This is a genomic window from Aureimonas phyllosphaerae (assembly GCF_900113065.1).
Classification (GTDB): domain Bacteria; phylum Pseudomonadota; class Alphaproteobacteria; order Rhizobiales; family Rhizobiaceae; genus Aureimonas; species Aureimonas phyllosphaerae.
The window spans coordinates 1-14,468 of sequence record NZ_FOOA01000041.1 but is presented as its reverse complement, the minus strand read 5'-3'; the positions used below and the strand labels follow the sequence as shown (position 1 = coordinate 14,468).

Genomic DNA, 14,468 nt, shown 5'->3' with positions numbered 1-14,468 from the left:
CGCACCGCGATGGGCGAGCCCTACCGCACGCTGCTCGGCCATTTCCGACACGAGGTCGGCCACTGGTACTGGGACATCCTGGTGCGCGACGGCGGCGCGCTCGACGAATGCCGAGCGATCTTCGGCGACGACCGCCAGGACTACGGCGAGGCGTTGAAGACGCACTATGCCAACGGGCCGAAGCCGAACTGGCAGGAGGAATACGTATCGTCCTACGCCGCGGTGCATCCGTGGGAGGACTTCGCCGAGACCTGGGCGCACTATCTCCACATCGTGGATTCGCTGGAGGTTGCGGGGTCCTGGGGCATGACGATCCATCCGCGGCTCGACCGCGACGGCATCCTCACGACCGACCTCGACTTCAAGGTCTACGACGAGGCGACCACGATCGAGCAGATCAATGACGGCTGGCTCGCCGTCAGCCAGGCGCTGAACTCGATGAACCGTGCGATGGGCCTGCAGGACCTCTACCCGTTCGTCCTGTCGCCGACCGTCATCGGCAAGCTCGGCTTCATCCACGACCTCGTGCACGGCCGCATCGGTCACGCCGCCCGGCCGGCGGAGCGCGCGGCGCCCGTCGAGCCCGTTCCGGCGACCGGCGCTGCGGCGTCCGCCGAGCAGCCCGTCGCCGCCTGAGGAGAGCCACCACGACGCGGGGTGAGATCCTTTTATCCCGCTATGCAATAAAGCGTCGCCCGGCCCCTGCCGGACGGCGCCCACGCTCCACTTACCCACACGCTGGCCGGGCACCGAGGGGGATCCGGCGCGGCGTTCAGCGCGGGCGCTCGGCGTGCCCGCTCCCCCATCGACATGAGGCACAGCGGGCATGAGCGGCGGCGACACCTTCTCCTTCGACACGAGCTGGGGGGCACGCTACGCTCCCGAGGGCAGCCGGTTCCGTCTGTGGGCGCCGAGCGCCAAGAGCGTCGAACTGGCCGTGGCGGAGGTCGATTCCACGGAGCCCGACCATTTCCAACCGCTGACGAAGTCGGACGACGGCTGGTGGGAGACGGTCGCGACCTCGATCGGGCCCGGCATGTCCTACGGCTACCGTCTGGACGGCGAGACGCTGGTCGCCGATCCCGCGGCGCGCGCCCAGTCCGGCGACGTGCACTGGCTGTCGCGGCTCGTCGACCCGCGCGCCCACCAGTGGCGCACCGCCGACTGGAAGGGTCGGCCGTGGCACGAATGCGTCTTCTATGAGCTGCATGTCGGCACCTTCACCGAGGAAGGCACGTTCGACGCCATCATTCCGAAGCTCGATTATCTCAGAGACGTCGGCATCACTGCGATCGAGCTCCTGCCCGTCGCTCAGTTCGGCGGCCAGCGTGGCTGGGGCTACGACGGCGTGCTCCTCTACTGCCCGCATCAGGTCTATGGCGGGCCGGAGGGGCTAAAGCGCCTCGTCGACGCCGCGCACGAGCGCGGCCTCATGGTTTTCCTCGATGTGGTCTACAATCACTTCGGACCCGACGGGAACTATATCCCCTCCTATATCCCGGAGTTCTTCCATCAGGAGATTTCGACGCCCTGGGGCGCGGCGATCGCCTATGACGAGAAGCCGGTGCGCGACTTCATGATCGAGAACGCGCTCTACTGGATGACCGAGTACCGGATCGACGGCCTGCGGCTCGACGCGATCGACTCGATCAAGGACACGACCGACACGCCGCTCGTGAAGGAACTCGCCGCGCGGGTGCGAGAGGTGATGTCGGATCGTCACGTCCACATCACCACCGAGGACGATCGCAACATCACCTGGCATATCGAGCGCGGCGAGGATGGCTCGATCCCTCTGGTATCGGGCGAATGGAACGACGACTTCCATCATACGGCCCATGTCCTCGCGACGGCCGAGCAGGAGTCCTACTACTCCGACTACACGCGCGAGACCGCCGCGCAGATGGCGCGTTCGCTCGCCACCGGCTTCGTGTTCCAGGGCGACATGTCGAAGCACCGCGACCGGGAGGTCGGCAACCCGTCGGCGCACCTGCCGCCGACGGCCTTCGTCAACTTCATCCAGAACCACGACCAGATCGGCAACCGGGCTTTCGGCGACCGCCTGCGCTCCCTGTCGTCGGCGCGCATCTACGACTGCGTGCAGGCGATCCTTCTCCTGTCGCCGCAGATCCCGCTGATGTTCCAGGGCGACGAGTTCGGCGACTGCAACTCCTTCTGCTTCTTCACCGATTTCGACGGCGAGTTGGCGAGCGCGGTCTCGCTGGGCCGCCGCAAGGAGTTCCGCAAGTTCGCCGCCTTCGAGGACGAGGAGGCGGCCGAGGTTTTCCCGGACCCGAACTCGGAGCGCACCTTCGAGATCTCGCGGATCGACTGGGATCTCGTCACCCGGCCGATCCAGCGCCGTCGCCTGCAGGTCACGACGAAGCTTCTGAAGCAGCGTCAGGACGTTCTGATGCCGCTGCTCGACGGCGCGCGCGGCGGCTGCGGCAAGTCGTTGGTGGACGGTCTCGGCTTCGTGGTATCTTGGGAACTGCAGCCCGGTCGCGTCTATCACCTCTTCGCCAATCTGTCGGACGAGGCATGGACCATTCCGGAAGGCCTCGACACGGCCAGATTGTCGGGCGCCGAGATCGTCTACGCCAACCACAAGCAGTCGCACGAGGAGCTCAGCGCCGGCCGCGTGCCGCCCATGACCGTCGTCTTCGCGCTCGCCGACGGGCAACTCTTCGGCGGGGTGCAGTGATGGCTGGTGTTCAGCTCGACGATCTCGCCGATAGCCACGGCATCCAGATCCGCTACAAGTCCGAGCTTGGGGAGGCCAAGGCGATCCCTGACGAGGCGAAGTCGGCGCTCCTGAAGGCGCTGAAGGTCGATCCCGCGTCTGGCGAGGCGGGGGCGTTTAGCGAGGCCGAGCACCGCCCGTCGCTCGCCTGCGCGCTGCCCGACGCCGCCCGCGCCAAGCGCTGGGGCGTGACGTGCCAGCTCTACGCGCTCCGCTCGGCCCGCAGCCTCGGGATCGGCGACTTCCAGGACCTCGGCCATCTCGCCGAGATCGCGGCGGCCGAGGGCGCGAGCTTCGTCGGCGTCAACCCGCTCCACGCACTCTTCCTGTCGGACGCCGGTCGCTACAGCCCCTATTCGCCCTCGACCCGGCGGTTCATCAATCCGTTCTATCTCGCCGTCGACGATCTGGCGGGCGGCCCGGAGGCGATCGCGAAGGCGCGCGAGAGTGACGCGGCCGCATTCGAGGCGCTCGGCGACGATCTCGTCGACTATCCCGCCATGGGCCTCCTGAAGCATCGGCTCCTGCGGAAGGCCTTCGAGACAGTGCGCGGCGGGCTCGACGCGGACGAGACCTTCCGCGCCTTTCAGGAAAAGGGCGGCACCGCGCTTCGCGACTTCGCGCTGTTCGAGGCGATCTCCGCTCACATGCGGGGCGAGGGAGGCAGTGCCGGCTGGCACAACTGGCCGGAGGCCTTCCACAAGCGCTCGAGCGATGCCGTGAAGGCGTTCGAGGCGAGCCATGCGGAGGACGTCCTCTTTCACGAGTGGCTGCAGTTCGAATGCGACCGGCAGCTCGGCGAGGCGCAGCGCCGCGCCAAGGCCGCCGGCATGGCAATCGGGCTTTATCTCGATTTCGCGGTCGGCGTGTCGCCGGACGGCGCCGAGACCTGGGCCGATCCCGAACTGACCGTCCGCGAGGCACGCGTCGGCTCGCCGCCCGACATGTTCAATTCCGACGGGCAGGACTGGGGGCTCGCGCCGCTGTCGCCACGCGCGCTGGCCGAGCGCCACTACGCGCCGCTGGCCTCGGCCTATGCCGCGCTGATGGAGCACGCGGGCGCGATCCGCATCGACCATGCGATGGGCCTTGCGCGCCTTTGGTGGATCCCCGAGACCAGCCGCTCCGGCGGCGGCGGCTACGTCCGCTATCCGCTGGGCGAGATGGTGGATGCCCTCGCGCGCGTGTCGCAGGACAACCAGTGCCTGGTGATCGGCGAAGACCTCGGCACGGTGCCCGAAGGCTTCCGCGACGTGATGCACGACGCCAACATCCTCGCCTACAAGGTGCTCTATTTCGAGCGCTGGGACGACGGGCTGTTCAAGGCGACCGGCGAATATCCCGAGCGCTCGCTGGCCTGCGTCTCGACCCATGATCTCGCGACCCTCGCGGGCTGGTGGCGCGGCGCCGATATCAAGCTGCGCTCCGAGACCGGACGCCAGGACGAGGCGGCGACGGCGCGAGACCTCAAAGGCCGGGCGCGCGAGCGCATGACGCTGCTCGCGGCGCTCCAGTACGAGAACCTGCTGCCGCCCGAATGGCATGCGGCGGCGCGCGGCGAGGGGGACCTGCCGGCCGAGCTTGGACAGGATCTTGCGCTCGCCGTCCACCGTTTCGGCGCCCGCACCGGCTCGATGCTCTTTGCGGTTCAGGTCGAGGACATGGTTCTGGCCGAGCGCCAGCCCAACCTGCCCGGCACGATGGACGAATATCCCAACTGGCGCATCCGGTCCGACGTGGCCCTCGAGGACCTCGCCTCGGATGAACGCTTCCAGGCAATGGCGCGCGCGATGCGTCAGGAAAGACCGGAGACCGCATGAGCCGACCCCTCGTCGCCACCTACCGCCTTCAGTTCCGCGAGGGCACCGGCTTCGGGGAAGCCCGGGACCTGATCCCCTATCTCCAGACGCTCGGCGTCAGCCACCTCTACGCCTCGCCGATCTTCGCGGCTTCGCCCGGCTCGACGCACGGCTACGACGTCGTCGACTACAACCATTTCGAGGAAGACCTCGGGGGCGACAACGGCTTCAACACGCTGTCGGACGCGCTGAGCGCCGCCGATCTCGGGCTGATCCTCGACTTCGTGCCCAACCACATGGGCGTCTCGCCGGCCAACGCCTGGTGGGAAGACGTCCTGCGCTGGGGGCAGGACAGCCACTTCGCGCAGACCTTCGACATCTCGTGGGAGGCCGAGAAGATTCTCGTCCCGACCCTCGGCAAGCCCTATGGCGAGGCGCTGAAGGACGGCGACCTTTCGGTCGTCTACAACGAGGATCGCCGCGAGCTGCGTTTTTCGGCCGGCGGCTACGAGCTGCCACTCGATCCGCGCACGCTCAGCCACGTCTTCGCCTTCGTCGATCATCCCGAGCGCGACCGCATGGTGCGTCGCTTCTCGGCCGCCGTGCCCGCTGACGGCGAGGAACTGAACGAGCGTTTCGCCGAGCATGTGGCCGATCCCGCCTTTCTGGCGGCGCTGAAGGCCGGCGTCGCGGCGATCAACGCCGACAAGGACGCGCTCCACGCGCTGCACGAGGCGCAGGCCTGGCGCCTCGCATGGTGGCGGCTGGCGCGCGAGAAGCTGTCCTATCGCCGCTTCTTCGAGATCGCCGACCTGATCGGCGTCCGCCAGGAAATGCGCCGCGTCTTCCGCGAGTCGCACCGCACGATCCTGCGGCTGGCCCGCGAGCGTCGGCTCGACGGCATCCGCATCGACCATGTCGACGGCGTCGCCGACCCGAAGAACTATCTGGCCGATCTTCACCGCGCCTTCGAGACGATCGGGCGCGACGTGAAGATCCATGTCGAGAAGATCCTGACGGGTCCCGAGCGCCTGCGGCGCGACTGGAACATCGCTGGCACCACCGGCTACGAGTTCATCACGGCGCTCTCCGGCCTCTTTGTCGATGCCTCCAGGGAGGAGGCGATGACCAAGGCCTATGCCGACTTCATCGGCACGGAGGAGGACCTCCGCCAGATGATCGTCGAGCAGAAGCGCCTGATCTTCAGCCACAATCTCGCGGGCGAACTCGCCTTCCTCACCGATACGGCGCTATCGGTCGCCGCGCGCGACCTCGACACGCGCGACTTCGGGCGCGACGCGATGATGCGCTCGATCGTCGAGGTCGCGGCCGCGCTACCGGTCTATCGCACCTATGCAAGCGTCGACGGGGTGCCGGAGCCCGACATCCAGGTGATCGACGACGCCGTGGCGCTTGCCCAATCCCGGCGCGAGGTCGAGGCCAACCGGCCGGTCGCCTTCGTCGGTCGGCTCCTGAAGCTCGATTTCGAGGACGGGCAGGACGTGACGGGCGCGCTCACCTTCGCCCGCCGCTTCCAGCAGACCACCGGCGCGGTCATGGCGAAGGCCGTCGAGGACACGACCTTCTACCGCTACAACCGCCTGATCGCCCTCAACGAGGTGGGCGGCGAGCCGGATCACTACGGCGCCGACGTGCCGGCCTTCCACCGCGAGATGGCGATCCGGCTGGAGGACCAGCCCGAAGGTCTGATGGCCTCCTCGACGCACGATACCAAGCGCGGCGAGGACGCCCGCGCACGCCAGTACACGATCAGCGAGGCGCCGGAGCGCTGGGCCGAGATCGCGGCGAAGGCGGCCGAGACGCTGGCGCCTTGGCGCAAGGACATCGGCGAGACCGGGGTCTCCCCCGACCCGGCGACCGAATGGGGCTTCTATCAGGCCCTCGTCGGCGTCATTCCCGCCGATTTCGACCCGGCCGACGGGGCGATGCGCAAGGAACTGTCGGACCGTCTCGCCGCCTTCGCCGAGAAGGCGGCGCGCGAGGCCAAGCGCTTCACGACCTGGACCGCGCCGGATGAGGCCTATGAGGGGGCGCTGAAAGGCTTTGTCGAAGCCGCCCTGTCGAAGAGCGGCAGCGGCGACTTCCTGGAGGCGTTCTGGCGCGACGTCCAGCCGTTCGTGGTGGCCGGTGCCCTGACCTCGTTGTCGCAGACGCTGGTGAAGCTGACCGCGCCCGGCGTGCCGGACATCTATCAGGGCACCGAGTTCTACGACCTCAGCCTGGTCGACCCCGACAACCGTCGCAAGATCGACTTCAAGGCCCGCGAGGCCGCGATGACCGACGGGCACGGCGTCGCCGAGGCGCTGCCGCACTGGCGGGACGGCCGGGTCAAGGCGAAGCTGACGGCTGCCGCCCTCAAGGCGCGCATCAAGGCGCCGGAGCTTTTCACGACGGGCAAGTACATGCCGCTTGAGGTGACGGGCGAGAAGCGGGACCACGTCCTCGCCTTCGCGCGCAGCGACCGGGAAGGGCGGTTCGCCGTCACGGTGGTGCCGCGCCTGGCGCTCGGCCTCCTCGGCGACCGGGCGGAGATGCCGATGCCCGATCCCGCTGCGTGGGGCGATACCGCTGTGCGGCTGCCGTCGCAGCTGTCGGGCGCGAGGTTCGAGGACATTCTCAACCTCAAGCCGGTGTCAGGCGCGGCGTCGCTGCCGCTCTCGCGCCTCTTGGCCGATCTGCCGGTCGCACTATTGATAGCCGACTGAGAAAGCCCGGCGGCGACAGCTGCCGCGCCGGCCCTCGCATCCGCCTGATCTGGAAGGAACGCCCATGCCGATCCGCACCGTCGTCTGGAACGAGTTCCTCCACGAGAACGAGAACGAGGCCGTGCGGTCGATTTATCCGCACGGCATCCATCGCACCATCGCCGACGCGCTGTCGCGCGACGGCGGGATCGACGCGACGACCGCCACGCTCGAGGAGCCCGAGCACGGCCTGCCGCAGTCGCGGCTCGACGAGACCGACGTCCTCATCTGGTGGGGACACAAGGCGCATGGCCGAGTCTCCGACGAGATCGTCGATCGCGTGCAGCAGCGGGTGAACGAGGGTATGGGACTCCTCGTCCTCCATTCCGGCCACTTCTCGAAGATCTTCAGGCGGATGATGGGAACGCCCTGTTCGTTGCGCTGGCGCGAGGCGGGCGAGCGGGAGCGGCTCTGGGTGATCAACCCGTCGCACCCGATCGCGCAGGGCATCGACAAGGCGATCGAGCTTCCGAACTCCGAGATGTACGGCGAACCGTTCCTGGTGCCCGAGCCGCTCGAGACGGTGTTCGTCTCCTGGTTCGAGGGCGGCGAGGTCTTTCGCTCGGGGCTGACCTACCAGCGCGGGGCCGGGCGGATCTTCTACTTCGAGCCCGGCCACGAGACCTATCCGATCTACCATGACGCGCAGGTCCAGACCGTGCTGCGCAACGCGGTGCACTGGGCCAACAACCCCGCGAGGCCCTGGAAGGACGTCTCCAACGCGCCGAACGTGCCGATCGAAGAGGCGCGCGAGCGGATCGTCAAGAAGGGCCTGTCGCTGCACCAGGCCGGGGAGGAGGGCTTCCGGTGAGCGGTGACAAGCGCATCCTGATTCTGGGCACGGGTTCAATCGCTCATCGCCACGCCGAGCATTTCGCCACCATTCCCGGATGCCGACTGGCGGCCGCCGTCGACACCAACGAGGCACGTGCCCGCGCCTTCGCCGAGGAGCATGCGATCCCCGAAGCCTTCGGCTCGCTCGACGACGCCATCGCATGGGGTGCCTTCGACGCCGCTGTGAACTCGACGCCGGACGGCGCGCACAAGGCGACGAGCCTCAAGCTGATCGCGGCCGGCAAACCGGTCTTCTGCGAGAAACCGCTGGCGGTGAACTACCCGGACGCTATGGAGATGACGGAAGCCGCGGAGAGCGCCGGCCTCGTCAACATGGTGAACCTCACCTATCGGAACGCGCACGCGATCCAGATGGCGCGGCGGCTGGTCGAGGATGGCCGGATCGGCACCATCCGGCACTTCGAGGCAAGCTACCTCCAGAGCTGGCTTACGAGCCCGCACTGGGGCGACTGGCGAACCGACGAGCGCTGGCTCTGGCGCCTGTCCTCGCAGCACGGCTCGAAAGGGGTGCTCGGCGACATCGGCATCCACATCCTCGACTTCGCCTGTTTCGGCACGACGCTCAGCGTCGCCGCGCTTCAGGCGCGCATGAAGACCTACGACAAGGCCGAGGGCGGGGCGATTGGGGCCTACACGCTCGACGTCAACGACAGCGTCGCGATGACGGTCGAGATGGAGAACGGCGCGCTCGGCACCGTCCATATGACGCGCTATGCCACCGGCAATCTCAACGATCTGAACCTTGCGATCTACGGCGAGAGGGGTGCGCTGCGCATCTGGGCGAACCACAAGGACTCGCGGCTCGAGGCGTGTCTCGGCGCGGACATCGAGACGCAGACCTGGCGCCCCGTGGAATGCCCGGTCACGCCGCGCAACGAGCATCGCTTCGCCATGGCGCTGATGACCGGCGAGAACGGCCAGCCGGACTTCCGGCACGCCGCCGAGATCCAGAAGCTTCTCGATCTCTGCTTCGTCTCGGACCGGGAAGGGCGCTGGCTCCAAGCGCTATGAGCGGCACGCTTCGCTGAGCTGCAACACCTCCGCATTTCTTTTGGCCGACATGCCGTTTCCATGCTTTCGCCGCAATGACGGCGGGGCACGAAGCGTCATCACGCGTCATGCCGCTCGGTAAGAGAAGATGATCGGAATCAGGCATTTGGCGGCGTTGTCGCAGCCGAGATAAACGGACTATCAACCGTCATGCGCGATGTTGCGCATGCCGACCGCCTCAACACGAAAACGCGCCCTACGGGGCAGATGATCGCCAGATCGCGACGCCGGCTCGTCCCTGTTCCCGCACCTCGAAGCCGCACTGCGATGCATACCGGAATCCTTCTCGCCTTCCTGGCCTATCTCGCCTATTCCTGCTCGGACGCCGCCGCCAAGGCCCTCGGCTCCTCCTCGATGCCGGTCTTCGAAATCGGCTTCTTCATCTCCCTGTTCGCCCTGTTCCCGGCGCTCCTGTCGAAGCGCCCCGAGGACACCTGGCGCTCGATCGTGACCCCAAAGCGCCCCTGGCTGGTGCTGGCGCGCATGGCGACCGGCACGATCGGCGGCATGACGGCGACCTACGCGTTCGTCTCGCTGCCGCTGGCCGAGGCCTACGCGCTGATCTTCCTCCTGCCGGTCTTCGTCGCCGTGCTTTCGGCGATCTTCCTGAAGGAGGTCGTCGGGCTCGGGCGCTGGGCGTCGCTCCTCGGCGGTCTGGCCGGCGTCCTCCTCGTCGTGCGTCCGGGCTTCAACGCCCTGTCGCTCGGGCATCTGGCCGCGCTGGCCTGCGCCTTCGTCGGCGCGCTGACGGTCATCATCCTGCGCACGCTCGGACCCACCGAGAAGCGCCTGACGCTGGTCGGCGCCGTGCTCCTAGCGGCAGTCTGCGTCAATGGCCTCGCGATGATCCCGCATTTCGTCGTGCCGACGGTGCGCGACATGCCGATCCTCGTGTTCGGCGGCCTCTGCGCCGGCATCGGTCACATCGCGATCGTCATGGCGGCCCGCGTCACGCAGGCGAGCCAGATCGCGCCGACGCAGTACAGCCAGATCGTCTGGGCGGCGGTGCTCGGCGCTCTGTTCTTCGGCGAGGTGCCCGATCCGATCGCGGTCGCCGGCATGGCGCTCGTCGGCTTCTGCGGCCTGTCGACGCTGGGTGGCGGGTCCACGAGCGCGACGCCCGCCCGCAGCTGGCGAGCCCGGTTGCTGCGCGCCTGATCCTGCGCCGCACTCCCACATGATCTTCGAAAGCCCGCCCGCGCCTCGCGCCGGCGGGCTTCGTTTTGTCCGGCCATCGGCCTATCCCCCCGCTGCCCAACCGGCAGCACAGGAGCCCGTATCGTGGCCAAGCTCATTCATTCGATGATCCGCGTTCGCGACGAGGCGCGCTCGGTGGAGTTCTACACGCGAGCCTTCGGCCTTGAGATCGCCGATCGCATCGACTTCGAGACCTTCACGCTGATCTACCTGTCGAACGCGGAGTCCGGCTTCGAGCTGGAGCTGACGGTCAACAAGGACCGCGCGACACCCTACGACCTCGGCGATGGCTACGGCCATCTCGCCGTCAGCGTCGCGGACCTCGAGGCCGAGCGGGCGCGTCTGGAAGCCGAAGGTCTGGCGCCCCAGGGCATCCGCGAGCTGACGCCTCTGAGCGGCGGCAAGGCGCGCTTCTTCTTCATCGCGGACCCGGACGGCTACAAGATCGAGGTGCTGGAGCGCAGCTGGCGCTTCGCCTGAGACCTGTCGCCCGGTGTTCGATCGCGGACGATCCTTCCGCGCTGCGCTTGCTGCATTGCAACGGACGCGGTTTCGTATTTAGCTCGCGAGTTGAAGAATCTGCGAAGTCCGGGGGGAGCGTTCGTGCCCATATCCAAGATCCTTGTCGCCAATCGCTCCGAGATCGCGATCCGCGTGTTTCGCGCGGCGAACGAGCTGGGCTTGAAGACGGTGGCGATCTGGGCGGAGGAGGACAAGTACGCCCTTCACCGGTTCAAGGCGGACGAGAGCTACCAGGTCGGGCGCGGCCCGCATCTGTCCCGCGACCTCGGGCCGATCGAGAGCTACCTGTCGATCGAGGAGGTGATCCGGGTCGCGAGGGAGTCCGGCGCCGACGCGATCCATCCGGGCTACGGCCTCCTGTCGGAGAGCCCGGAATTCGTCGATGCCTGCGCGCAGGCCGGCATCACCTTCATCGGCCCGACGGCCGACACGATGCGCCGCCTCGGCAACAAGGTGGCCGCGCGCAACCTCGCGACGCAAGTCGGCGTGCCGGTGGTGCCCGCGACCGATCCGCTGCCCGACGACATGGAGGAGGTCAAGCGTCTCGCCGAGACCATTGGCTATCCCGTGATGCTGAAAGCCTCCTGGGGCGGCGGCGGGCGCGGCATGCGCGCCATCCGCAAACCGGAGGACCTCGCGCGCGAGGTGACCGAGGCCAAGCGCGAGGCCAAGGCCGCCTTCGGCAAGGACGAGGTCTATCTCGAAAAGCTCGTCGAACGCGCCCGCCACGTCGAGGTGCAGATCCTCGGTGACACGCACGGGACGGTGGTCGATCTCTTCGAGCGCGACTGCTCGATCCAGCGGCGCAACCAGAAGGTCGTGGAGCGCGCGCCGGCCCCTTATCTTGATGACACGAAGCGGCGCGAGCTCGCGTCCTACGCGCGCGCCATCTGTGCGGCGACGAACTATGTGGGCGCAGGCACCGTCGAGTTCCTGATGGATGCCGACACCGGCGCCTTCTACTTCATCGAGGTGAACCCGCGCATCCAGGTCGAGCACACCGTCACCGAGCAGGTGACGGGCATCGACATCGTGAAGGCGCAGATCCACATCCTCGACGGGCACGCGATCGGGACCCCTGAGAGCGGCGTCCCGCGCCAGGAGGACATCCGTCTCAACGGCCACGCCCTCCAGTGCCGCATCACGACGGAAGACCCCGAGCAGAACTTCATCCCCGACTACGGCCGCATCACCGCCTATCGCGGCGCGACGGGCTTTGGCATTCGGCTCGACGGCGGCACGGCCTATTCGGGCGCGGTGATCACCCGCTTCTACGACCCGCTCCTGGAAAAGGTGACGGCCTGGGCGCCGAGCCCGGAGGAGGCGATCGCGCGCATGCACCGAGCGCTGCGCGAGTTCCGCATCCGGGGCGTCGCGACCAACCTCACCTTCCTCGAAGCGATCATCACGCACCCGGCCTTCGCCGACAACTCGTACACGACGCGCTTCATCGACACGACGCCCGAGCTCTTCGCGCAGGTGAAGCGCCGGGACCGCGCGACGAAGCTCCTGACCTATCTCGCCGACGTCACCGTCAACGGCCATCCCGAGACGCGCGGGCGCCCGAAGCCGCCGGCGGACGCCCGCAGGCCCGTCGCGCCGCGCTTCGACCGGCCGATCCAGCCCGGCTCGCGCCAGCGGCTCGAGGAACTGGGGCCTAAGGGCTTTGCCGACTGGATGCTCGCGCAGGCCGAAGTGCTCGTCACCGACACGACGATGCGCGACGGTCACCAGTCGCTGCTCGCGACCCGCGTGCGCACCCACGACATCGTCGGCATCGCGGATGCCTACGCCAGAGCGCTGCCGCAGCTTCTCTCGCTCGAATGCTGGGGCGGGGCGACCTTCGACGTCGCCATGCGCTTCCTGACCGAAGATCCGTGGGAGCGCCTTAGCGCGATCCGCGAAAAGGCGCCGAACATCCTTCTCCAGATGCTGCTACGCGGCTCCAACGGCGTCGGCTACACCAACTATCCCGACAACGTCGTGAAGCGCTTCGTCGCGGAGGCGGCCGCCGGCGGCGTCGATCTCTTCCGCGTCTTCGACTGCCTGAACTGGGTCGAGAACATGCGCGTCTCGATCGACGCGGTGATCGAGTCCGGCAAGCTGTGCGAGGGCGCGATCTGCTACACGGGCGATCTCTTCGATCCCGCCCGCTCGAAATACGACCTCAAGTACTATGTGAGCCTCGCCAAGGAGATGGAGCGCGCGGGCGCGCACATCCTCGGCGTGAAGGACATGGCGGGCCTCCTGAAGCCGGCGGCCGCCCGCATGTTGATCAGGACGCTGAAGGAGGAGGTGGGCATCCCGATCCACCTCCACACGCACGACACTTCCGGCATCGCAGCCGCGACGATCCTCGCGGCGGTGGATGCCGGCGTCGACGCGGTGGACGCGGCGATGGACGCGCTATCCGGCAACACCTCGCAGGCTTGCCTCGGCTCGCTCAACGAGGCGCTGAAGGGGTCGGAGCGCGACCCCGGCCTCGACCAGGACGCGATCCGTCGCATCTCCTTCTACTGGGAGGCCGTGCGCAACCAGTATGCCGCCTTCGAGAGCGACCTGAAGGGGCCGGCGTCGGAAGTCTATCTCCACGAGATGCCGGGCGGCCAGTTCACCAACTTGAAGGAACAGGCCCGCTCGCTCGGCCTCGACACGCGCTGGCACGAGGTGGCCAAGGCCTATTCCGAGGCGAACCTGATGTTCGGCGACATCGTGAAGGTGACGCCGTCCTCCAAGGTCGTCGGCGACATGGCCCTGATGATGGTGGCGCAGGACCTGTCCGTCACTGACGTCGAGAACCCCTCGCGCGACATCGCCTTCCCGGACTCCGTCGTCTCCATGCTGCACGGCGATCTCGGCCAGCCCCCCGGCGGCTGGCCGGAAGGGCTGCAGCGCAAGGCCCTGAAGGGCGAGGCGCCGATCATGGTGCGCCCGGGATCGCTGATCCCCGACGCCGACCTCGACGCCGAACGCGCGAAGGTCGAGGAGAAGCTCGGCCGCAAGGTGAGCGACCAGGAATTTGCCTCCTACCTGATGTATCCGAAGGTCTTCACCGACTTCGCAGTTGCCGCTGACACCTACGGTCCCGTCTCGACCCTGCCGACGCCGAACTACTTCTACGGCATCGAGACGGAGGAGGAGATCCTCGTCGACCTCGAGCCCGGCAAGACGCTCGTCATCCGCTCGCTCGGCTCGGCCGATACGGACGAGAAGGGCAAGAAGACGGTGTTCTTCGAACTGAACGGCCAGCCGCGCCGCATCAAGGTGCCCGACCGCGCCAGGGGCAACGGCTCGGGGGCCGCGCGCCCGAAGGCCGAACCCGGCAACGCGGCGCATGTCGCGGCCCCGATGCCGGGCGTCGTCTCGACGCTGGCCGTGCGGCCCGGCCAGAGCGTCAAGGCCGGCGATGTCCTCCTGTCCATCGAGGCGATGAAGATGGAGACCGCGCTCCACGCCGAAGCCGACGGCACGGTGGAAGCCGTCCACGTCAAGGCCGGCGACCAGATCGACGCCAAGGACCTGCTCGTCGTATTCGCC

Annotated in this window: 9 protein-coding genes; all 9 read left to right on the top strand. The window is 67.8% G+C overall.

Going from position 1 to position 14,468, the window contains the following annotated elements:
• On the top strand, positions 1–636 hold a 636-nt coding region (locus tag BM175_RS21770; RefSeq protein WP_175526971.1), incomplete at its 5' end, for a putative zinc-binding metallopeptidase.
• 190 nt (positions 637–826) lie between these two features.
• Entirely contained in the window at positions 827–2,704 is a 1,878-nt protein-coding gene (treZ, locus tag BM175_RS21765) for a malto-oligosyltrehalose trehalohydrolase (protein WP_090966861.1), read from the top strand.
• The gene (malQ, locus tag BM175_RS21760) at positions 2,704–4,563 is read left to right on the top strand and encodes a 4-alpha-glucanotransferase (protein WP_090966859.1); all 1,860 of its coding nucleotides are present in this window, start codon (positions 2,704–2,706) and stop codon (positions 4,561–4,563) included. The genes treZ and malQ overlap by 1 nt, the downstream gene beginning before the upstream one ends.
• Complete coding sequence (treY, locus tag BM175_RS21755; RefSeq protein WP_090966857.1) at positions 4,560–7,268, top strand: malto-oligosyltrehalose synthase; 2,709 nt, start codon at positions 4,560–4,562, stop codon at positions 7,266–7,268. Before malQ ends, treY begins: the two co-directional genes overlap by 4 nt.
• Before the next feature lie 64 nt (positions 7,269–7,332).
• Positions 7,333–8,118 (top strand): ThuA domain-containing protein, encoded by a 786-nt coding sequence (locus tag BM175_RS21750; protein WP_090966855.1) that lies wholly within the window; start codon positions 7,333–7,335, stop codon positions 8,116–8,118.
• On the top strand, positions 8,115–9,173 hold the full coding sequence (locus tag BM175_RS21745; protein ID WP_090966853.1) for a Gfo/Idh/MocA family protein: 1,059 nt from the start codon (positions 8,115–8,117) through the stop codon (positions 9,171–9,173). Before BM175_RS21750 ends, BM175_RS21745 begins: the two co-directional genes overlap by 4 nt.
• 306 nt (positions 9,174–9,479) lie before the next feature.
• Positions 9,480–10,370: a DMT family transporter gene (locus BM175_RS21740; protein WP_090966851.1), complete on the top strand. Its 891-nt coding sequence runs from the start codon at positions 9,480–9,482 to the stop codon at positions 10,368–10,370.
• 123 nt (positions 10,371–10,493) lie between these two features.
• Positions 10,494–10,889 (top strand): VOC family protein, encoded by a 396-nt coding sequence (locus tag BM175_RS21735; protein WP_090966849.1) that lies wholly within the window; start codon positions 10,494–10,496, stop codon positions 10,887–10,889.
• Between the two features lie 123 nt (positions 10,890–11,012).
• On the top strand, positions 11,013–14,468 hold a 3,456-nt coding region (pyc, locus tag BM175_RS21730; protein ID WP_090966847.1), incomplete at its 3' end, for a pyruvate carboxylase.